Annotated in this window: 18 protein-coding genes; 5 read left to right on the top strand and 13 right to left on the bottom strand. The window is 41.1% G+C overall.

Annotation, left to right across the window (positions count from 1 at the left end):
* The first annotated feature begins 21 nt into the window (after positions 1-21).
* Complete coding sequence (locus ACMUMK_RS17380; RefSeq protein WP_414702424.1) at positions 22-1,383, top strand: cytosine permease; 1,362 nt, start codon at positions 22-24, stop codon at positions 1,381-1,383.
* A 155-nt stretch (positions 1,384-1,538) separates the two neighbouring features.
* On the opposite strand, the gene ACMUMK_RS17375 is transcribed toward ACMUMK_RS17380, so the two are convergent.
* The 13 genes from ACMUMK_RS17375 to ACMUMK_RS17315 all read right to left on the bottom strand — a co-directional run bounded on the left by ACMUMK_RS17375 (position 1,539) and on the right by ACMUMK_RS17315 (position 13,845).
* On the bottom strand, positions 1,539-2,687 hold the full coding sequence (locus ACMUMK_RS17375) for an iron-containing alcohol dehydrogenase (protein ID WP_414702423.1): 1,149 nt from the start codon (positions 2,685-2,687) through the stop codon (positions 1,539-1,541).
* Positions 2,688-2,729: 42 nt separating this feature from the next.
* Positions 2,730-3,572, bottom strand: coding sequence for an SDR family NAD(P)-dependent oxidoreductase (locus ACMUMK_RS17370; protein WP_414702422.1), 843 nt, complete (start codon positions 3,570-3,572; stop codon positions 2,730-2,732).
* Positions 3,573-3,581: 9 nt separating this feature from the next.
* The gene (locus ACMUMK_RS17365; protein ID WP_414702421.1) at positions 3,582-3,890 is read right to left on the bottom strand and encodes an REDY-like protein HapK; all 309 of its coding nucleotides are present in this window, start codon (positions 3,888-3,890) and stop codon (positions 3,582-3,584) included.
* 47 nt (positions 3,891-3,937) lie between these two features.
* Positions 3,938-4,342 carry a nuclear transport factor 2 family protein gene (locus tag ACMUMK_RS17360; RefSeq protein ID WP_414702420.1) on the bottom strand — a complete coding sequence of 135 codons (405 nt, stop codon included), beginning with the start codon at positions 4,340-4,342 and terminating at the stop codon, positions 3,938-3,940.
* A 34-nt stretch (positions 4,343-4,376) separates the two neighbouring features.
* Positions 4,377-5,759, bottom strand: coding sequence for an MmgE/PrpD family protein (locus ACMUMK_RS17355; protein ID WP_414702419.1), 1,383 nt, complete (start codon positions 5,757-5,759; stop codon positions 4,377-4,379).
* A complete protein-coding gene (locus ACMUMK_RS17350) occupies positions 5,752-6,144 on the bottom strand; it encodes a hypothetical protein (protein ID WP_414702418.1) in 393 nt (130 codons plus the stop codon). Before ACMUMK_RS17350 ends, ACMUMK_RS17355 begins: the two co-directional genes overlap by 8 nt.
* Positions 6,145-6,146: 2 nt before the next feature.
* Complete coding sequence (locus tag ACMUMK_RS17345) at positions 6,147-7,355, bottom strand: class I SAM-dependent methyltransferase (RefSeq protein WP_414702417.1); 1,209 nt, start codon at positions 7,353-7,355, stop codon at positions 6,147-6,149.
* 21 nt (positions 7,356-7,376) lie between these two features.
* Entirely contained in the window at positions 7,377-8,294 is a 918-nt protein-coding gene (locus tag ACMUMK_RS17340; RefSeq protein ID WP_414702416.1) for a VOC family protein, read from the bottom strand.
* 2 nt (positions 8,295-8,296) lie between these two features.
* Entirely contained in the window at positions 8,297-9,316 is a 1,020-nt protein-coding gene (locus tag ACMUMK_RS17335) for a DUF1838 family protein (protein WP_414702415.1), read from the bottom strand.
* Between the two features lie 170 nt (positions 9,317-9,486).
* The gene (locus tag ACMUMK_RS17330) at positions 9,487-10,866 is read right to left on the bottom strand and encodes a M24 family metallopeptidase (RefSeq protein WP_414702414.1); all 1,380 of its coding nucleotides are present in this window, start codon (positions 10,864-10,866) and stop codon (positions 9,487-9,489) included.
* A 413-nt stretch (positions 10,867-11,279) separates the two neighbouring features.
* Positions 11,280-12,224: a polysaccharide deacetylase family protein gene (locus tag ACMUMK_RS17325; protein WP_414702413.1), complete on the bottom strand. Its 945-nt coding sequence runs from the start codon at positions 12,222-12,224 to the stop codon at positions 11,280-11,282.
* Positions 12,211-13,164, bottom strand: a complete 954-nt coding sequence (locus ACMUMK_RS17320) for a polysaccharide deacetylase family protein (protein WP_414702412.1) — start codon at positions 13,162-13,164, stop codon at positions 12,211-12,213. Before ACMUMK_RS17320 ends, ACMUMK_RS17325 begins: the two co-directional genes overlap by 14 nt.
* Positions 13,165-13,167: 3 nt before the next feature.
* Positions 13,168-13,845, bottom strand: coding sequence for an isochorismatase family protein (locus ACMUMK_RS17315; RefSeq protein ID WP_414702411.1), 678 nt, complete (start codon positions 13,843-13,845; stop codon positions 13,168-13,170).
* A gap of 281 nt (positions 13,846-14,126) precedes the next feature.
* Here ACMUMK_RS17315 and ACMUMK_RS17310 point away from each other — a divergent pair, with 281 nt between their 5' ends.
* The 4 genes from ACMUMK_RS17310 to ACMUMK_RS17295 all read left to right on the top strand — a co-directional run bounded on the left by ACMUMK_RS17310 (position 14,127) and on the right by ACMUMK_RS17295 (position 20,529).
* Complete coding sequence (locus ACMUMK_RS17310) at positions 14,127-14,897, top strand: GntR family transcriptional regulator (protein ID WP_414702410.1); 771 nt, start codon at positions 14,127-14,129, stop codon at positions 14,895-14,897.
* 170 nt (positions 14,898-15,067) lie between these two features.
* Complete coding sequence (locus tag ACMUMK_RS17305) at positions 15,068-15,559, top strand: hypothetical protein (protein ID WP_414702409.1); 492 nt, start codon at positions 15,068-15,070, stop codon at positions 15,557-15,559.
* A 437-nt stretch (positions 15,560-15,996) separates the two neighbouring features.
* Positions 15,997-18,348 carry a TonB-dependent receptor gene (locus ACMUMK_RS17300; protein ID WP_414702408.1) on the top strand — a complete coding sequence of 784 codons (2,352 nt, stop codon included), beginning with the start codon at positions 15,997-15,999 and terminating at the stop codon, positions 18,346-18,348.
* 111 nt (positions 18,349-18,459) lie between these two features.
* A complete protein-coding gene (locus tag ACMUMK_RS17295; protein ID WP_414702407.1) occupies positions 18,460-20,529 on the top strand; it encodes an alpha/beta fold hydrolase in 2,070 nt (689 codons plus the stop codon).
* Positions 20,530-20,550 lie beyond the last annotated feature (21 nt).

The raw sequence follows: 20,550 nt of genomic DNA, 5'->3' as shown, positions 1-20,550 counted from the left end.
GGTAAACCAGAGGAGAGAGTCATGGATTTTAAAAAGTCATCTTGGTGGATAGTCGACGAAAAAGAGATCACATCTAATGCCGATAATCCCCATAGCCCGCTTAGTGACGAGCAACGCCGTGATGCTCTGCCGTTACTATCGTTAGCGTTTGGTTGGGGCTTTTTGGTTACTGGCTTATTAACTGGAGGAGCATTAGGTAAAGGCATGTCCTTTTACCCTGATTTATTAATTGCCTCTTTTGCCGGTAATTTCATGAACTTTGTCATTGGTGCCTTGGTGGGATATATAGGATATAAGACTGCTTGTAACAGCGGTCTTTTGTATCGATTTACCTATGGCAACCTAGGGGCTTACATCCCCATCTTATGCATTGCTTTACTGACAATTGGTTGGCAAGGCATAGTGGTGGGAGCCTTTGGTTTTACATGGGCTCAATCCTTTGATAGTCCAACTTTTTATGCCGTTGCGATTTTTGCAGGTTTACTATATACAGCTACCACTTATTTAGGTGTGTCTGCGTTAGAAAAAGTGAGTATGCCCTCGGTTATATTACTTATCCTTGTTGGTATTTATGCCACTTGGTTAAATGTAGACAAGGTAGGTGGCTGGGATAACTTTATTGCTATGTCAGCACAAAAAGCGGCGTTAGCGCCCATTACTATGACTGAAGCAATAAATCTTGTTGTGGGCTCATGGATAGTTGGGGCTATTGTTATGGCTGAGTACACTCGCTTTGCGAAGAAAGCTTGGGTAGCCTTGGCCATTCCATTTGTGGTGTTGATTATTTCCCAGTGGTTTTTACAAATCATAGGCTCTATGGGAGGGATCGCATCAGACACTTACGAATTTACAACCTACATGCTTCAACAAGGTTATATCAGTGGGGGAATAGCCCTAATTGCCATGAGCTTAGCCTTGTGGACAACGGGAGATACCAATTTGTATTTGCCTGTGGTGCAAACTTCTAGTGTATTTCGTAAACCTCAAAAGCTAATGACCTTAGTATGTGGTTTGCTAGGTACAATCTTAGGTTTAGGTGTGTATCAGTATTTTCTAGACTGGATTGGTTTACTTGCTAGTTTAGTTCCGCCCCTTATTGGCCCAGTTATTATTGATTTTTACCTTATTAACAAACGTCAATACAAGGCAGATGATTTACCCCGTTTAGCTAAATGGAACCCTATTGCAGCTATCGCTTACTTAATTGGAGCTGGTGTCGGTTATGCCGCAAGTCAAGGCTTAGCAATTCCAGGGTTAACTTGGATATTCCCATCCTTACTCGGGCTTTTGGTTTCTATGGTCGCCTATTGGCTATTGTTTTACGGTGCTAGGCTTGGTGGAAAAACCTATGGTGTTATGGGGTTAAATCAAGAGTCTAAGTAAGCCGCTATTAGGGTAGGTCTTATAAATATTGGGCTTACCTTAAATTTATGTGGGCGACATTGAACTTAAATATTAGAACTATTTAAGATAGGACAACTATAGATACCAAATTAGGCTAGATATTAGAGTGACCAAAGCCTAGTGAAGATTGTGTTTCACCAAGCCTGCTGATAAATATTGTGCGCGTCTTGTAGCGTTAAAACCTTGGGGTTGTTTTGCAAAAGGCGGGTTTGTAGCATAGCTTGCTCTGCTAGGTGCATTAAATCAGATTCGGCTATTCCCACTTCTCTTAGACCTTTAGGTAAACCTAAGCCCTCTTGAAACTCACACATGTAATCTACAAAACGTTGCGCCTTTGCTTCAGCGGTTCCACTGCATTTGGGTAGTAAAACGTCTGCTAGTTCAGCATATTCTTGATAGGTGTGGTCTAAATTAAAGCGTAATACATGGGGTAGCATCAGTGCATTTGTGAGGCCATGGGCAAGGTGGTAAATCCCCCCTAATGGATAAGCTAATGCATGTACTGCACCCACTGGCGCATTGGCAAAAGCTTGGCCTGCTAGCATAGCCCCTAACATAGTGCCCCCTCTGTGCTGGATATCTTTACCATCACGGTAGGCACCTGGCAAATGCTTGGCAAGTAAGCTTAAGGCTTTTGTTGCTAAGTTATCAGACAGCGGGTTTTTCTTAATTTTACTGGTATAGGCTTCAATGGCATGAACCATGGCATCTATACCTGTTTCTGCGGTGATATGCGCAGGTAAACCAAGCAGTAGACTAGGGTCAAGTACTGCAACATCTGGGTATAAACAGGCTGATACCACACCTGCTTTGGTTGATTGGCCTGTGGTAACAATGGAAATTGGTGTTACTTCAGATCCTGTTCCCGCTGTAGTAGGGATAAGTACCAAAGGCTTACGACTACTTTTAACCATATCCACCCCAAACATGGCATTTAATGGCTGCTCATTCATGGCTAAAACAGCTGCCAGCTTTGCAGCATCCATGGAACTGCCACCACCAATCCCTATGACCAGGTCAATATCTTGCGCTGCTTGAGCCGCCGCTAAAATCACCTCTTCTGGTGGATCTGCTGTGACACTATTAAAAAGGCTGACTGTAATATCGGCTTCTTCGAGTAGCTTAATAAGCTTATCGATTAAACCAAGTTTACACAGCCCTTGGTCTGTCACTATCAGTACTGATTTGCTGGCAAACTTATCCTGTAATAAGTTGGGTATTGAGGTTAAAGCCCCATTTGCAAATCTAATATCTGCTACAGTTTGAAAGACAAAATCATTCATATTTAACGGCTTCTTGTGGCTAATTAGTTTTAGCGCTTACGCTTAATGATACTCTTCACCGCCAGACACATTCATGCACTCGCCTGTAATATAACTGGCTTCGTTGGAGCATAAGAATGCACAGGCTTTGGCTATGTCTTCTTGTAGTCCTGGGCGTCCCATTGGAATACGTGCACGCATATCAGCCATGTATTTTTCGTAACCTTTGCCAGTTACATCTGAAAAGTGACTATTCTGCCAAGCGCCTAGTCCGGTAGTAACATGGTTAGGGCAAATGGTATTTACGTTAATGCCGTGCTCACCTAGCTCCATGGCTGCGACTCGGGTTAACCCCACCACACCATGCTTAGAGGTGGTATACGCACTAGCATGGGCAAAGGCTGACTTAGATGCCTGACTTCCGATATTAATAATTTTGCCTTTAATATTATGTTTCAGCATCACCCTTGCTGCGTACTTAATGCCTAAAAATACACCTCGTAAATTTACCCCTAGTACCGCATCCCAATCTTCATCGGGCATATCTACTATAGGATTCATTATGTATCCTATACCTGCATTGTTGACCCAAATATCTAAGCTACCAAAGGTGTCTACGGCGAATTGCGCTGCCGCTTCAACTTCACTCGCTTCAAGCATGTTGCAAGCAAAACAAGCTGCCTCGCCTCCTGCTTCTCGTATTTCATCTACTATTTGTTGCATTTCGCTTTGGCTGCCAATAGCGTTTTCAGGCATATGGCTACCACTTGCTTTACCAATATCAGTGATCACTACTTTGACGCCTTCTGAAGCTAAACGCTTCGCCATGGCTTCACCTAAGCCTTTATGACGACCTGCGCCTGTGATAACTGCTACTTTTCGGTTTAATTCTTTGTAAACTGACATACCTGCCCCCTAAAGTGTTTCGCTAACAATAAACATTGGGTTGTCAGCAAAGGTTTGAAATTCATCAGCAATGTTTTTCATGGTATTTGTTGATACTTCTTTAAAAAACAAATCCTTATCTGCTAGTTCAATTATCTCGACGTATTCATAGGGTGAAGGTAAGTCACTGCCTAATAGATTCGAGCATTTTAAAACTTCAAAGCTGTTTACAGATTCGAGTGAATTAACGGTAGGAAGGTCTGTTGTCTTAGCCCAGTGTTGATAGACATCTGCTTCAACACCTTTTTTTAAATTAAATAACACCACAAGTTTGATCATTGAAATTACCTTTTTTAAGGATAAAGGAAGAGACGATTGGCAGGCGTTTATTCGCTGCCTTCATGAAAACCGGCACTTAATGCACCGCTGTTGTAAATAATGACTTCTTTGAATTTACCTTCTTCATCCCCATGAAAAATATTGCAATTTTTCATGTTAATGATGTCACCTTCATAAGGGGTTAACGTCACATTAAAGTAGGTCACTATTGATTGAGAAACTTCGTCAACTACATGTTTATAATCACGAAAATAAATCGTTTTAAAGGTTTTAAAAACATCTTTTAGGTGGATGTCTAAGGCGACTTTACCTGTGTATCTAAAAGGTGCCGCGGGGAACCACATTAAGCAGTCATCAGATAACACACCCAAAGACTTTTCTAGGTTATGTTCGTTACAGCCTTCGAAATAGTCCACTGACATGGCAATAAGTTTTTCTCTATCTAATTTCATTTACTTCTCGTTAATTTTATTGCTGTAGGCGTGGTTACAAACCAGATACATGGTCGAGTAACACGCTACAGTCGTTTAGGTTCGCTAGTTGCTGACAAGTTTGAATATATGAGTCGGCATCCATATTGGGTAACCCTAATGAAAAACATCGTTTAACTTTGTCTTCTCGCTGGACTTTAGACAGAGGGTTTTCAGGAGAGCCTAATGGATCAGTACAACTAGCATGTAAAACCGTACCATTGGTTAACAGCAGTTCCATGCGTTGCGGCCCAAGGGCGTTTTTGTCTGGATTGCCATCGTGGAGCAGGTTTATTTTCTTGCCAAGCTCTACAATGGCTTCGTCAGTAAAGGCTTCGGCAGAGTAACGTCTTGGGTCTATGTCTCCATCTATTAACAGTAACGGTGCCACAAAACGTAAACATAGCCGTGCATATGAAGGTGTCATATCTGCATTTGGAGGTCGCCCTACTAGCAACAACACTAAAGGCGGAATATAAATATCTATTTGCTTAATATCGGCGACACTAAAGCTATGCTCTTGTTGGATATCGCGGATCATAGTAAGTGTAGCTTGAGTGGCGCGACCAGCTGGATAGGGCTTATGTGCCATTTCAGTCATTTTATAAGGTTTACCTAGTGCATTAAGTAAGCTTTGCACATCGCCACCGGTTTCAAATAACTGAAAATACCCAAAGCGTCCACCAATGATATCCACCGGCCCTGTCATTCCTGCCGCGACCATATCTACAGACATATGGGCAGTTCGGGCAGCCACACCAATTTGCATAGGTAGTGCCATCGAGCCTTCCCAGTGCGCTTGCATGGTTCCTGATGTTTGGCTATAAGCAAGCCCAAGGGCGTGCATGGTTTGGTTTTTATCGAACTTACGTAAGTGGGCCATAGCCATAGTGGCACCCATTACCCCTGCCGCTGATGGTCTAAAAAAACGTGGGCTGGCGGTTGAGTCTCCACCAAAGAATACTGCTACTTCTACCGCGATAACGAGTGCGGTTATTAGCGCTTTACCGCTAATTTTTTGGGTATCAATTTCTGCCATCATGGCACTAACAGGAGCACATAAAGCAATCACCACGGATGGCTCATGTAACCCATCCCACTCTAAAGCGTGTGTTTGTATGCCATTTACAAAGGCCGCTGAGGTTCGTGACAGTTTTATCTCAGGTCGCCCAACTACACGTACATTGCCGTTTTCTCCCCAGCTTTGTGCTGCTTTTAGGGCTTTGTCGGTGGCATCATAGGTGGTGCCAGCTATACCAACGGCTATAGTGTCCATTAAAAAAATCTCGGCGGCTTCTACCGCTGCAGCGGGTAAGCTGTCAAAGTCTTGGTTTACAACAAAATCAACCAGTTGTTCTACTAGCTCTAGATGTTGAACCCGATTATTTAATTCATCCAAGATCGGGATCTCCAAGTTGGTCTGCCATTTCATTCATGTTCAATTGATTTGATGACATAGCTTCAACGGCTTGCTGCAAAGGTCTTAACACTCTTGCACTATATTCCACTTGAGCCTGTTGTCTGGCTTGGCCTGTCTGGGCATCTGGTTTGTAATTGTCTATATCATTTTCATCCAGCAAACCTTTGCTCACTAGAATTCTTTCTAATGTGTCTATTCGCTCTCTGGCTACGGCTAGCTCGGCAACTAAAGCCATGGTGATAGAAAAGTTTTGCTCCACCATAGGGTCTGCGAAATACTCAGGGCGTTTGCCTTGGGCTTTTGCATTGGCCATTTGCGTGATGCTAGCAGGGTCAAATGCAGCTTGTTCAGTTTCTTTTTTCATGATTATTCCTTCCAAGCTCCGTAAGCATGCCAAGCAGCTGAGCGTCCGTAGTCTTCTTCTTCACCTAGGCGAGACTCTGCAAATAACTTAGTGTCTATAACGCCGCGCATGGCGGCATGAAACAGGTTTTCGGCCTGTAGCCCGGAGTCAACTAAGGCTTGCTTCATATCGATAGCGTGCATGGCTGTCCAGAATGGTTCGTTGTTATTGTATGCATCCCAATCTCGCATGAATTGTTCAAACAATGGCATAGACTCTTCATATTGGGGCTGCTCAAGGTGCAAGGTTAAGCCCCCAGGTTTAAGTACTCTGTAGGCTTCTTTTAGAATTTTAGGCAAGGATCTGGCCGATAATTCATGGAGAAAAATACTGGTTTGTACCCAGTCAAAGCTTTGGTCAGAAAGCTTTGACATATCCTCACCTGACATTTGGATAAATTTAATATTATTGACGCCAAGAGATTTGGCCCTTGCGTGGGCGTATCTAAGCATAGGAGCGGAAACATCTATGGCAACGATTTCGGCATCAGGAAAAGCTTGGGCTATAGGCACTAAGCTATGACCTGCTGCTACCCCAATATCTAGAATGCGTTTAGGGCTAAAACCTTTAGCTTCAGACTTTACCCAGTTAGCTATTGCTTTACCGGCACCATCACACAAGCCACCTATGGTTCCACCTGTGGTCACAAAAAAACCAGCATCATAATTGGCAGCTGGCATAACATCGCCCTCTACTAGCTCGGTGTAGTAACTGCCTGGCATGCAATGATGATCTACATTGGCAACATAGGGTGGAATAGACAGATTTGGATTTAAGGATAAATTGTCAGAATCTTTGTTTAGCAGGGCGGCTCGTTTAGATAAGGCCTCTGCTTGCCTAAGTACAATGGCTCTGCCAGTTTGTTGGCGTATTTCCATTAGGTTTCGTCGTGTTGCCCCCCAACAATTGTGAAAGGCATTTTGATTCATGGCGCTGCGTACTTCATGGCGAGACTCTGGCTCACGATTATGCTCTGCTTTGAACTTGGGGAGCACCTGGGTCTCGTAGGCTTTTTTATTGCCCGGCGCAATAGTCGATGCCACGACACGATAACAGGCAGACAAAAAATTCATTCTTGCTCTTTCGTCATGATTTAATTCGGGATACACACCGTGATTTGTAGCGGCTGTAATAGGGGGCGGTATATCAAATGCTGTTTTTTTTGTTTTCAAAATCCACTCCAAAGATAAGACTTAAGCTATTTGTATCAACTCGATACACTCAGAAACCGCACCACGAATAAGCGCTGTTTTACGCCCTTGGTAAATCGTTCCTTGAGGTGCAGCTGGGGTTGCTATGATTTTAGTTTCAATTGGTAACTCATCAATATTGTCTACCAATACAGATACCATTGAATTACCCGGTGGCAGCCAGCCATCATGACATGGTCTTACAACTGCATTAGGCGGGTATTGGTCTATCTGAGCAAAAGGCGAGCGCCCTTTTTGCATCATGGTAATACTCTGTTTGGTATCCATATCTAAGTTGAATGCGCGATTAATTAGCGAATATCTAAGATGATGGGTTGCTGCTTGGTCTAAGGCTAAGCTGTGCTCGTATTCTAATACTGCAGCGCCTCGGTTTAACGCAGCCAATACCACTATGAATAATTGATCGACGTTACATTGTGCCAGAGGTAAATCAGCGTCTTCATCAGAGTGATTTACTTGGTTTAAAAATAGTATTTCACCGTCTGGACCAAAAACCTGCATGGGGATAAAGCTAGTAAAGCCATCTACTAATTTAGGTGGACCTACTATTTTAAAGTCACTGTTCTCGAGCTTTTCTGCAAGCTTGAAAACATCTGCAACAGTAATTTCAAAAGCACTCCAGCCGTAACTTGTAGCAGGCACAAAGCCTTTTATTGCAGGTACTTCGATTAACCTAATTAAACTTGGACCACCACTTGGTGCTTGCAACACCACATAGGCCGCCCCCGTCATTTTAGGTAAGCCCCATAATGAGGCTAATTGCTTATCAAGTTTGCCTTGTTCAATTGGCTGAAAGTCTAAATAATCTCGATACAGAGTTAATGACTTCTCTAAACTCGAGACTGAAATGGTGCCGCAGCGAATTTGGCCATGGCAGTCAAATTGTGAAACGGCAGCCATCTTTATTTTTTAACCGGAGCAGGTGTTTGTTCATGAGCATAGTGCTCTAAACTAGACCAGCTAGGCTCTGCCCACTCAGTGGGAGCATTAAAGAATTCAGGATGATGCTTTTTAGCGTAAGCGCGTATTTTAGGAGACATCATGTCGGTATTGTTATAACAACCCTGAATACAATCATAGGTAATATGCCCAGCACTTTGCCCCATTAACATCCAAGGTAGCCAAGGAGTAATTCGGCTCCAAGAGCCAGAAAACTCTAATCCTGTGATATTTGGGTTGGCCAAGTCTTCTTTATCAAATACATAGTTAAACATTTCTGATACTTGATTCATTTTACCTGACGACTCTCTAGGCCATTTTTCAGGTTGTAACGCATTGGGGTAGAACAAGTTAATGCTGTTTTGAAGCATAACTTTATTATTGCCTACTTCTGTCCAAGGCATAATAAATGGGATCTTGGGTGGCTTTTTATCTTTATTGATGCCGCCGTATGAAGGAGGCTGAGGGAAGAACGCAGAAATAACATGGTTAAAAGGGTCGTTGGCAATATGCACTACTTTCACTTTTTCATCGTTGTATGGATTATGGTATTCGTCCATCACTTCGCCGGTTTTTAAATCGGTGTAGTAACCCACTTCCCGCAATAATTTTTGATAAGTGCCATCGCCATTATCTTTTAGTCTTGCATAAGAAAACCCTTCAAAGCCAAACAAGTCTTTAATTGGCTGGCCAGGCATGACGCCTTTTACTGTACCTCTATACCAACCAAATTTTTGTTTGCCAAAATCTAAGTCACCCATAATTCGTGCAAAGGCATCACGGTTCCATTCGTTGTCATTATATTTGAGTGTTGAATAGTCAACATCTTCACAATTAACTTTACCAGTGTTATTGCCCATAGCGATTGCTTGACCAATACTGGCTCCAGCCATTCCTCCACCAATAAGCAAACCTGCTTTTTGGATAAAGTCACGGCGTGAGTTCTTGCTTTTTGGAACTGTTTTGTCTGACTTGTCTTGCATTATTATTTCTCCAAGGGTGAAAATTTTATTCTATGCGTAACTTAAGATAATTATTAAGGCCATTAGGTCTTCAATAATATTTGATATAATAGTATATCATTAGTTTATTTGCTGCAAATAGATTGAACATAAAGATAACAAAAAATATTTATGCTGCTTCTAAAGATCCATTACAGAATAATAAGTGGGTTATCAATTTTGGCTAATGGTTCAACGCCATCTTTAGTAATTCTCACTAAATCTTCAAGGTGGCAATTACCCCAGCCTATTTCTAAGGTAGGAAAATCAACTGTGAGTGTCATGTTTTCTTGCAGTACTAAATCATCTTTTACCACAAAGGCAAGGTTATCTCTGTATGGTTCATCTGTATGCTGTAAGCCTACGGAGTGAGGAATAACACCAACGGGAGGCACGCTAATTCCAGATCCCGCCATGGCTTTGCGTGCCACCTTTTCAATTTCACTATAGCGCACACCAGGGCGCATAATATCTAATACCGCATGCCAAGCAGTGTTTAGTAACTTTGTTCTATCTAGTAATTTTTTACTGGGCTCACCAAATACAATGGTACGTGCGAAATCTCCGTGGTAGTAGTTGATTTGACTAACAGCATCAATCAAGAAAGGAACATTTTTACGTAGTTCGCCATCTGGAAAACCGCCAACTGATCCTCCTACTAGCCAAGTAGACATAGCGCCTTGTTTTGCAGCTTCTAATCTAAATAGGTGATCAATATCATAGTCATTCGCACCCACATCTAAGCTGGCTAACATATTCATGGCTGCAGTTTGGTTGGCTTTAGCAATAACGCCCATGTGGCCAATTTCTACATCAGACTTAACTACTCGTATTTTTCTAAAAATATTGTCACTTTCTATTAGAGTGGTTCTGTCGTGGCCAGCTCTGGCGAGTGTCGAACGAATACTTAAATCGTCAATTGCTACTTTGCCTTTTTCTAGGCCCGCTTCTTTTAATGCTTTTACTAGTGCGTGCTCTGGGGTAGGCATGAATTCATTTTTGAATTGCTGTTCAAAGGCTATTTGGTTTTTTTCAAAGGATGTGAACCCTGCTGCATTTTGGGACCAAATTTCTGAGAAACCAGGGTAAGCTTGAGGTGTTTCATCAGCAACATCATGACCAACAAAATCTTGCCAGTTAGCAGGAACAGAATAAGGAATAATGTTTGGGTATTCACGGTTAGCCCGAGAGATAGTCCAAAGATCACCACTGCCAACCACCAAAATACTGGGTTTATTCTTATCACGTGGAAATACCGCAAAGCTGGCATTACGCTGCTGCATTTTGCTATTGAACCCAAGGTGATTACCAAAATAAAACACATTGACAGGGTTTACTGCAATCAAGCCATCTAAACCTGCCTGCTCAAGTACTTTGTAAGCATGGGGTTTATTGACGAGTAATCGGCCATCAAAATTTGGCTTAGGCTCTGCCATCCCCCAGTTTGCTGTTGCTTTTGTTGCTCCGCCGCCTAAAGCTACCGCACTTCCAGCGACAAGAGCACCTTTTAGTAGCTCTCTTCGATTGACCATTATGTTACTCCGCACTGTGAAATATTAATCTGAAACTGTTTGCTTAATTGACCGCCGAATTAAATGTGGCTATCAATAAATCTATTAAAGAGATAAAGATATAACAATATAATTTAAGTTGAAAGCTTACTACAGATTAATCTTAGAAGTCGAGGCTAAAGCAGGTTGAGTTATGCCCTTAGCGTTATTTAAAACAGTGTAATGACTAAACTGGCGTTATGTGGGCTAGTACTTGTATTTAGGGGGTGGTAACCGAGGTGTGATAGTGAGCCCAAAGGTGGTTATCTTTTGGGGTAATTAAAAATGGGCGCTTTTTTGTTACTTATACTCAAATAGATAAGTGCAATTTGTGTTTATAAGTGCGCAGGCTGCGCCCATTTTTATGTTAATTATATGTGCCCAGATAAAGGCTTTTAATCTGGGTTTTGTTGTTGCCAGCTGTTGGCTATATCTGTTGCCGAAGCCGACCAAACCCCAGGCTTACTCATAATGTAGGCTAGGGTGTCTTCAAGAAATTGAATACGATGGGGTTGACCTAATAACCAGGGGTGAATATTTAACGCTAATATTCTTCCCCCTTGGGTTTTGGCTTCTTCTAACAGGAAGTCACAGGCATCACATACTTGTTCGCTCCATGACTGTTCTGAATGTTGATTATTCACAATGACAAAACGGTCTTCGAGCTCGTTTGATAAAGGCATAGCGATTAATGGTTTTTTTGCGGTCTTGTAGCGATAGGGCATGTCATCATTTACCCAATCACAAAAGTACTCTATACCGTGCTTAGCCAGTAAGTCGGCGGTATTCTCTGACTCATTTCGCGCTGGGCTTATCCAGCCTTTAATGTTTTGTCCTGATAACTCATTAAGCTTTGTTAATGCTTTTTCTATCAATACATCTTCATCTTCAAATGCTTGACCAGAGTAATGCAGGGCATCCATATGGTAACCATGACACAGTATTTCATTTCCCCTTTCTTTAAGTGCATCAAGTAGATACGGGGTACGCTCAGCTAAACGGGTATTCAGCGCAAATGTAGGAGTGATCCCGTATTTATCAAAGGCTTTAAGAAAACGGAATATCCCCACCCTGTTGCCATAGTCTCTTAAAGAATAGTGGCGTAAATCAGGGTAAGGCATAGTCATGCCGCCTGGGACTTTAAAAGGTACACCTTGTTGATTCAAAGGAAAGTACTGCACCGCTACATTTACCCATACTGCTAAAGAGGCGTTATTTGGCCAAGTTACAGCTTTACGGCTCTGCAGCATTGACCAAGTGTAACGGTCATGATCCATTCCATAATGTCGTTCTGGGTAGTCTAAATAATTATCTGGCAATGTGTGTTTATTTGAGCTCATTAATTTTGCCTTTTTTTGCGGTGATATCATTTAAAACTGTGTCGTAATAGTTATCCATAAAATAACTGGCAATCTCTTTTCCTGTGGTCACCCAAACATCGCTATGACCGGTTATGTATTCAAGGGCTTCTTCAAACGCCTTAAGTCTATGGGGGCAACTGACTTGGTAATTATGGGTTGGGATACACATGATAGTGCCGCTTTCTGCCCCTTCTTGATATAAACGGTCAAAATTACGTTTAATTTGCTCGCCATAGCGTCTTGGTTCTATTTTATTAACAGCAAAGGCTATGGTGTCATTCATTTCTAGTGAGTACGGAATAGACACAAAGCGTTTTTTACTACGTAAATTAATGGGGGTCGGCTGGTCATCATGGAATAAATCACAGGTATAAAATCCTGCTTCATCACCAAATAATTCTGTGCCTACTTCTGCAAACAAATCTAAGGTTTGTTCTGAATGAGATAAGGCTGGTGCTAGGTAACCGGCACACTTTTGTCCTGTATGTTTATAAATGCTGAGCATAGAATCTCTGATCATGCTCTTTTCTTGCTCTGCTGACATACCGTAGGTGTAACGGGTGTTATATATACCGTGGCTAAAGAATTCCCAGTCACGCTCCTTACAGGCTTGAATGATTTCTGGGTGGTGGTCACATAAGGCAGTCGATAAAGAAATAGAGCCTCGAATACCGTATTTATCCAATAAATCCATCTGCCTTGAATGGCCAACGCGATTACCATAATCACGAATACTATATCCCGCTACAGCTGGATTACCCTGCGGCCAGGCTTTTCGGTATGGGTTTGCTGGTGGGTTAAGCTCATAAAATTCAATGTTAGGGGCAACCCAAAATGCGACCTTAGCACCATTTGGCCAGGTTATTTTGGGGCGATTATCATATGGCCAATAATCATAAAAACCAGGATCTTCTTTCATGTTTTAACCCTGCTCTGCTATTTTTTGGTCTAACCAACCCATGACTTCAGCGGTATCTAACACATCACAGTATTTTAATGACAAATCCGTTAGGTTGGCATAGTGATAACTTTCGTGTTTATCGGCCACACACTCCTCTGGCACTATAGTGCGATAACCTCTGGATAATGAGTCTACTCCTGTTGCACGGATACAACCTGAGGTTGAGCCTCCCGTTAGAATCACGGTATCCACCTTATGCCACACTAATAAAGATTGTAATTGGGTTTCAAAAAATGCCGATGGCATCTTTTTCAAATAAATAACATCTTTCTTGAAGTCTATATTGAGTCGATCATCAAATTCATTACGCTGAGAATTGAATTTAATATTTTGTAGGCTATCTGGCGTGTCGGTTCGTGTTCCCCAAACCCCAGCATCTTCCGCCGAATCCATGTAAGCTACATGGGTCCAGACTACCGGCCATTGTAATTTACGAAACTGTTCTGCAAGGTTATTGATGTACTGTAATTGGTTAGGATCAGTCTCGTAAGCAGTATTAAATAAATCTGTGCGGGTATAAGCTTTTTGGGGGTCAATATTTACTAATACCGCTTTACTACCAAACCCAAATCGCTTGCGGGTTGGGTTATTTTTTAAATCAAAGTAAATTTGTTTTGCGGTTTTATCAGATGCTTGCATGTTTCTCTCAATAACGTTTTTAAGGCCTGTAATTTAATTATGATCTTATATCTAAGCTAAGCAGTAGATTAGCTCAGCTAGTAAAACAACACATAAAAGATATATCAACATAACAATATGTTGTAAAGTCTTAATCATAAAATGTAAAATACATTAAGCATTTTACAAATACCTACTTAGCGTAAAACTCCAATTGGAACGAATACCGCAGTATTGCAAAGCTTGTTTTAAAAACAATGCTTCCTTACACTAAGTTTAAGAATTATGAGGAAAATATAAAAATGGATTCATTATTAACATCTTTAAAGTCTGAATGGGAAGCAGCAGTAGACTCATCTTCCAAGGAACCTTTATATCATCAACTTTATGTACTGCTAAAAAATAGCATTACAAACGGAAGCGCTGAATATGGCAGACAAATGCCAACCGAGCTGCAGCTATCTGAAGCATTTGATGTATCCCGTATAACCGTAAAAAGAGCCATGGATGACTTGGCTGCGGAAAATCTCATTGCTAGACGCAGAGGTAAGGGCTCCCACGTCACCTATCAGTATGTCCATGAGCCAGTTAAAGCTCCGTTGGTGGGTATGTTAGAAAACTTAGCGGAAATGAGTAAACACAGTCATATCCGAGTGTTATCTATAGAAACATTAAGACCACCGGCTTCGGTAAGAGAACAGTTAAACATTGAGCCCGAAGAGAAGGCTGTAAAAGTAACCCGTGTTAGAAGTAATGAAAATGATCAGCCTTATGCATTTTATGTAAGCTGGACCTTGCCCCAAGGAAAAGGCTTCACAAAAGCAAACATTGAAAAGAAAACCCGTCTTTCTATCCTCAAAGAAAATGGCGTTAAAATTGGTAAGGTTGAGCAAACATTGGCAGCTGAAAATGCTGATCCAATTGTTGCAGCCCAATTAAATGTAAGTGCTAATACGGCTTTGTTATCACTGCAAAGGCAGTCATTTGATTTAGATGGCAAGCTAGTCGATATTTTATTTGGCTTATACAATCCTAAGCTTTTCACATACAAAATGATTTTAGGGGCGGAGTAGAATTTCTACCGCCCTTTTATTGCCTCAATAACCTTATTTAATTTAAGGACTTGTAACCTCAACATCCTAATGTTATAACAATAGCTCATTATGTGTTTGTAGCTGTTGCCGAAGGTACTTTGCTAGAAACAATTAACACCAAAGTATATTTAATATAGGAGTTACAAATCGTGTCCTTAAAAGAATCAATGCCAATTATTTCAAGTAGTAATGGTGTATGGGAAGGCTGGTATCGTCATTATGATGCTAACGGCGACAAAATTGATGAGCATACCTCTAGATTGCTTTGTCGTTTTTTAGATGAACATACCTATCACCAAACCAATCAGTACTTTTGGAAAGATGGAACAATTGAAATCAAAGATTTCCCTACCCGAATCGAAGACGGCAAATTAATCTTTTACACCCATATTGACGGTTGGGCTGCAGAAGTACCACTTGATACATTCAATCGTACAATTATGTTGAACTGGACTCGCCATAATGAGCCAGATTTATATTTATATGAAATGATCCAACACAGTGATTGCAGAAAATTTCGCTCTCGTGTGTGGCAATGGTTCAAAGGCGGACGTTTATGGAAACGCACCCTTATTGATGAGCATTTTGTTGAGCTTGACTGGTCTAAGTATGAAGAGAACCCACAAGCACCCAACCTATAACTGAGTACTCCGTTTGCTCGCTACGGTTTTACATTAAAAACGTTAGCGGGCTTTTTCTTTTTCCAACCCTTATTTCTAATTTTCCAAGCATCAAATAAAGTAAGCCTATCTCCCCTTTAGAATCAAAAGTACATTAACCTTACTTTTATTATTGTTATTTAATCTAAAAAAACAGCCTGTAATCAAGCTGAAAAATAAATGTAAGATAATGAAAAATATAATAATTATTTGGTTTTTTTAGGTTGTGTATATTTTATGTGCAAAAGATTGATAGTTATAATGATATATATTAATATCATTTAAAGTCGCTTTTTTAGATGTACTATTTTAATCTAAGCAAATGGCTTCTAAGTGAATCTCTACCATAACCTTTAATTGTGGTACGCGGCTCAAATTATTGTTACTAAATAAAACTATAAAAGCAGTGGGAATCCAGTATGAGAACATCAAATAAGATCAAAACCTTAACCTATGTCATAGCGTCATTACTTGGCTCGTCGACCTTGGTACAAGCACAAGAAGTTACTGATGAAGCCGAGATAGACTCACTTGAGGTCATCACAGTAACTTCTCGTAAAGTCTCTGAACGTATATTAGATATTCCAATTGCTATTAATGCGTTTACCAAAGAAGACATTAAACGTAAGAGTATTGAAGAGTTAGACGATGTCGCCCTAATGACACCAGGTCTTACGTTTGAGGATTTTTCTAACGGTGGTTTTGGTTCTCCCGTTATCCGCGGTGCATCTCAATTTAGTGTTGATCAACTTGAGCAAAATGTTTCTGTTTTCTTAGATGGGGTGTATATCCCTCGTCAATACGCTGTTGATATGGGCTCTTTAGATATGGAGCGAATTGAAGTAGTAAAAGGCCCTCAGAGTGCGCTATATGGTGCCAATGCTTTTATGGGTGCAATTAATTACGTGACTCGTAAAGCCGATTTAGATGTTATGTATGGTGATGTCGAAGTCATCCTAGGTGATGGTGGCCGCCAAGATCTCTCTGGTGAAATTAGTATTCCTATCATTGAAGAAAAACTTGCTGTTAAATTTACAGGCTCAGTTACTCAATACGATGGTGACTGGGATAATGATCACCCTGCAGCAAGCGAAGCAACTAAATATGGAACAGATGAAGACCTAGGAGGGTGGGATAACCAGTCTTTTGGTATTTCTGTGGTGGCCCAGCCAACCGATGCTCTCAATTTAGAACTTGCCTACAATAATTATGAAACCTTAAGTGAAAACAGAGCGTCATCAAGGTTAAGTGCTTTCAGTGGTGATTTAAATTGCGGTACCGTCGCTTTTTCTATTTTTCCTAAAGTATATTGTGGTGAATTACCTGAAACTCCATTAGAAGCTGGAAGCGACACTGAAACAGGATTTTTAATTGACCCCCGTGGGTATATTCAGTCAGAAACTGAATTTCTACGTTTTAGTGGCTCATATCAATTTACCGAAGAGCTGAGCATGACTTATCAGTTTGCTAATATCGATGGAGAAGTATTTGCTCCAGGTAATGCAGATAGAAGCCCATTAGAAGGTACGGTATTTTTTACTCCGGAGGCACTTAACTATTTCACTACTTTGCCTAGTGGTAACTTTGATTATGATACCCATGAATTACGTTTTGAATATACAGCTGATAGTGGGTTTTACGCCATGTTTGGTGTGTATAGCTCAGACGGCGAAGACTTAGACGATGGTGCCTCAGGTTATGGTTTACCTCTTTGGAGTGAAGGTATTGAGCCAATACGCCCTAATGACGTGCCGGAAGAACAAAAAATTAATCTATTTACAAAGCTAGAGTCTGATGCAATTTTTGGGCGTATATCTGTCCCATTGTTAGACGACAAGCTGACCTTTGCAGCAGAGGCAAGGTACAGTGATGAGAAAAAAGTATCCTCAGATACTACCGGTGAATATACCTACAAAGATAATTTCTTCACTCCAAGAGTGTCTTTAGATTATCACCTAACCAATGACCAATTATTCTACTTCTCTGCCGCTAAAGGGGTTAAGTCAGGTGGTATTAATGACTCTGTGGTATCAGATGAATTTTTTAACTTATTACCCTTACTTGATGATGAGCGTTTTTACGGTCCAGATGAAAACATTACCTATGAAATTGGTTCAAAAGGACGTTATTTAGATGGTCGGTTAGACGTTGAAGCTGCTCTTTATTATATAGATTGGAGTAACTTGCAGGTATCAGTTGCTGCTGAAGGGGCTACTGCTACTACTTCGGTAATTACCGCAAACTTAGGCTCTGCTACATCACAAGGTTTAGAGTTAAGTACTACCTATGCAATCACAGATTCATTAGTTATTAATGCCGGTTTAGCTTTGAATGATGCAACTTATGATGATGGGGTTATTTCACAACGAGTTGTGCGAGCAGGTTTATGTGACGACATTGTATGTTCGTCAACAGGTGACATAGGTGGTAACGATTTAGCCCGCAGTGCAAATACCCAGTGGAACTTTGGAGCCCAATACAGCGGTTCTCTAAGCGATGATATGGAGTACTTCTTACGAGCAGATGTTGCTGGTCAGTCTAAACAATATGTGTCAGAAATTAATGCCGCGACTATTCCAGCGAGAACATTAGTTAACCTTCGAGCAGGGATAAACAATGAAAGTTGGTCTGCTGAGTTTTGGGTTAAAAATGCAACAGATGAAGAGTATGTTGCTAATGCTTTCTATATAGCTAGTCCATTTTTCGTTGATTATGTCCCTACTTGGGGGAACTTACGAAGAATGGGTATCACTGTTAGTTATAATTTCTAACCTAGCTGATACTTAGTTATTATCAAAAATAGGCCCCTATCTAGGGGCCAAGCATTTTTCAATAGGGGTACGTTTGACTGCTAAGATCCCAAAAACAAGTGAGTAACTTATATGATTAAAATCCTTAAATTTGTAGGCTTATTGTTTGCGCTACTCCTTGCTGTTATTGGGCTTTTTATTGCATTTAACTACACCTATTTAGAACGCCTTTATACCGGTTCTTCTATTGAACAAGTGCGAGAAGTAGATTGGTACGAGCCAACAGTAGAGCTTTCTCCTGATACACAAACCGCAGAACTATTTATCTCAGAACCCCAGTTAGCTAGACAAGAAGAGCAATTTGCAGCAGCTATTGATTATGCTGAGAAAGTCAATTCAAGTGCTTTTTTAGTGTGGCAAGACGGGAAGCTACTAGCAGAAAAATACTGGTCTCCTTATAACGCTGATAATTACACGCAAACACACTCAATACATAAGTCATTGTTGTCTATGGCTGTGGGTATTGCAGTTTCTGAAGGCGACATAGAATCAATTCACGACCCTGTATCTAAGTATTTAGGGGAGTGGACAAGTCAGTCTAAAGGTCAAATAAGCATAGAAAACCTGTTAAACATGAGTTCTGGCTTAGGTAAAGAGCCTGCAAAAATTTTTATATTTAGCCATTTTTTACGTTTGCTAAATGCACTAGATATTTCCGAGGTAGCCCAGTCGTTACCGCAAAAACTTGCCCCAGGGGTCGAATTTGAATACATAAATACCAACCCTCAATTGCTTGTAGATGTTTTAGAGGTCGCAACAGGCCAATCCTATGAAGACTATTTATCAGATAAAATATGGTCAAAAATGGCTGCAGACCCAGGCTATTTATGGATGGATAGAGAAAACGGTACTCCACATGGATACTGTTGTTTAATTGCCCGCCCAGAAGATCTATTAAGAATTGGCTTGCTGGTACTTAACAAGGGGCAGGCCAATGGGCAACAAGTTGTTCCTAAAGAATGGATACAGCAGGCTACACAGCCATCTAAGCTTAATCCTAATTATGGTTATCTAATTTGGAGAGGTACGCCTTATACCCCTTTACGTAAGTATTACGCTAAGAGCTCTTTTGGGGTGGCGCACTCTGAACCCTACTTGGCTGATGATGTGTTATTTTTTGATGGCTTTGGTGGGCAACGTGTCTATATTGTACCTTCGAAAAAACTAGTCATAGTACGAGTAGGGGAAACACGTTTTGACTTTGATGACTCCATACTCCCTAATCGAGTTATTGAAGCTTTAGATACACCCCAAGAGTTTAAGGTTGGCTATAAAGATACTGTCATTAACACTAAGCACTCGGGTGAGGTAAAAGTCCACCTTGCTTATCCTCAAAATGCAGAGCAAGAATTTCCGCTAATCGTGTTTTCCCACGGTAACTTTTTAGACGCCACCTCTTATGACAATTTAATCGAAAAGTGGGTTACCAAAGGTTATGTGGTCGCAGCGCCCGCCCACCTAGATGCTGGTGGCAGAGAGGCTGGGATGGCTGCCGATGAAAAATATGGTAGTGACTGGGTAACTGCGTCTAGAGTGTTAGATATGTCAGCGACCATAGACCAATTACCTGGCTTGTTGTCTATTACGGCTGATTTTAAAGGCACCCTTAATACCCATAATGTCATCGCTGCAGGTCATTCATATGGAGCCTTAGCGGCGCAGTTACTGGCTGGCGCTACACTTGAAACATTAGGTAATTCCACAATAGACATTCCTGAACCTTTAATGGATGACAGAGTTGTTGGCGTTGTAGCTATCTCTCCTCCTGGTTTATTTCCGGGCCGTATTTCTGAAAAAACTTGGGCTACTTTAAACAAGCCACAATTTGTAGTTACAGGGACTGCAGATGTCGTTCCTCCGTTTTGGCCAACTTATGAAGCCCACTTAGTGTCTTATGAAAATGCCATGAAAGATAATAACTACTTACTCGTACTAGATAAAATGGACCACTACCTAGGCAACTTAATTGGTCGTTTAGATCGAGAAGAGGCACCACAAGAGCTTGCTCTGAATAACTTAGCTGAGCAATCCTTGAACTTTATGGAAGCATATTTAAAGCCGAGTGACGCTCAGCTTAATAAATTGAAAAACATAGACAAAATACAATCTAACCTTGGCATCGTGCGTTACGAAGTAAGGTAGGCCCTTTGTTTTACAACACTA

The organism is Paraglaciecola sp. 2405UD69-4 (assembly GCF_047525415.1).
In the GTDB taxonomy this organism is placed as follows: domain Bacteria; phylum Pseudomonadota; class Gammaproteobacteria; order Enterobacterales; family Alteromonadaceae; genus Paraglaciecola.
Note: the sequence above shows the minus strand (reverse complement) of the source record. Positions and strands in the feature narration are given on the sequence as shown.

Excerpts from the sequence above, each read along its gene's own strand:
- ACMUMK_RS17380 (WP_414702424.1), top strand. The coding sequence starts at position 22 with ATGGATTTTAAAAAGTCATCTTGGTGGATAGTCGACGAAAAAGAGATC.
- ACMUMK_RS17375 (WP_414702423.1), bottom strand. The coding sequence starts at position 2,687 with ATGAATGATTTTGTCTTTCAAACTGTAGCAGATATTAGATTTGCAAAT.
- ACMUMK_RS17370 (WP_414702422.1), bottom strand. The coding sequence starts at position 3,572 with ATGTCAGTTTACAAAGAATTAAACCGAAAAGTAGCAGTTATCACAGGC.
- ACMUMK_RS17365 (WP_414702421.1), bottom strand. The coding sequence starts at position 3,890 with ATGATCAAACTTGTGGTGTTATTTAATTTAAAAAAAGGTGTTGAAGCA.
- ACMUMK_RS17360 (WP_414702420.1), bottom strand. The coding sequence starts at position 4,342 with ATGAAATTAGATAGAGAAAAACTTATTGCCATGTCAGTGGACTATTTC.
- ACMUMK_RS17350 (WP_414702418.1), bottom strand. The coding sequence starts at position 6,144 with ATGAAAAAAGAAACTGAACAAGCTGCATTTGACCCTGCTAGCATCACG.
- ACMUMK_RS17340 (WP_414702416.1), bottom strand. The coding sequence starts at position 8,294 with ATGGCTGCCGTTTCACAATTTGACTGCCATGGCCAAATTCGCTGCGGC.
- ACMUMK_RS17335 (WP_414702415.1), bottom strand. The coding sequence starts at position 9,316 with ATGCAAGACAAGTCAGACAAAACAGTTCCAAAAAGCAAGAACTCACGC.
- ACMUMK_RS17330 (WP_414702414.1), bottom strand. The coding sequence starts at position 10,866 with ATGGTCAATCGAAGAGAGCTACTAAAAGGTGCTCTTGTCGCTGGAAGT.
- ACMUMK_RS17325 (WP_414702413.1), bottom strand. The coding sequence starts at position 12,224 with ATGAGCTCAAATAAACACACATTGCCAGATAATTATTTAGACTACCCA.
- ACMUMK_RS17320 (WP_414702412.1), bottom strand. The coding sequence starts at position 13,164 with ATGAAAGAAGATCCTGGTTTTTATGATTATTGGCCATATGATAATCGC.
- ACMUMK_RS17315 (WP_414702411.1), bottom strand. The coding sequence starts at position 13,845 with ATGCAAGCATCTGATAAAACCGCAAAACAAATTTACTTTGATTTAAAA.
- ACMUMK_RS17310 (WP_414702410.1), top strand. The coding sequence starts at position 14,127 with ATGGATTCATTATTAACATCTTTAAAGTCTGAATGGGAAGCAGCAGTA.
- ACMUMK_RS17300 (WP_414702408.1), top strand. The coding sequence starts at position 15,997 with ATGAGAACATCAAATAAGATCAAAACCTTAACCTATGTCATAGCGTCA.
- ACMUMK_RS17295 (WP_414702407.1), top strand. The coding sequence starts at position 18,460 with ATGATTAAAATCCTTAAATTTGTAGGCTTATTGTTTGCGCTACTCCTT.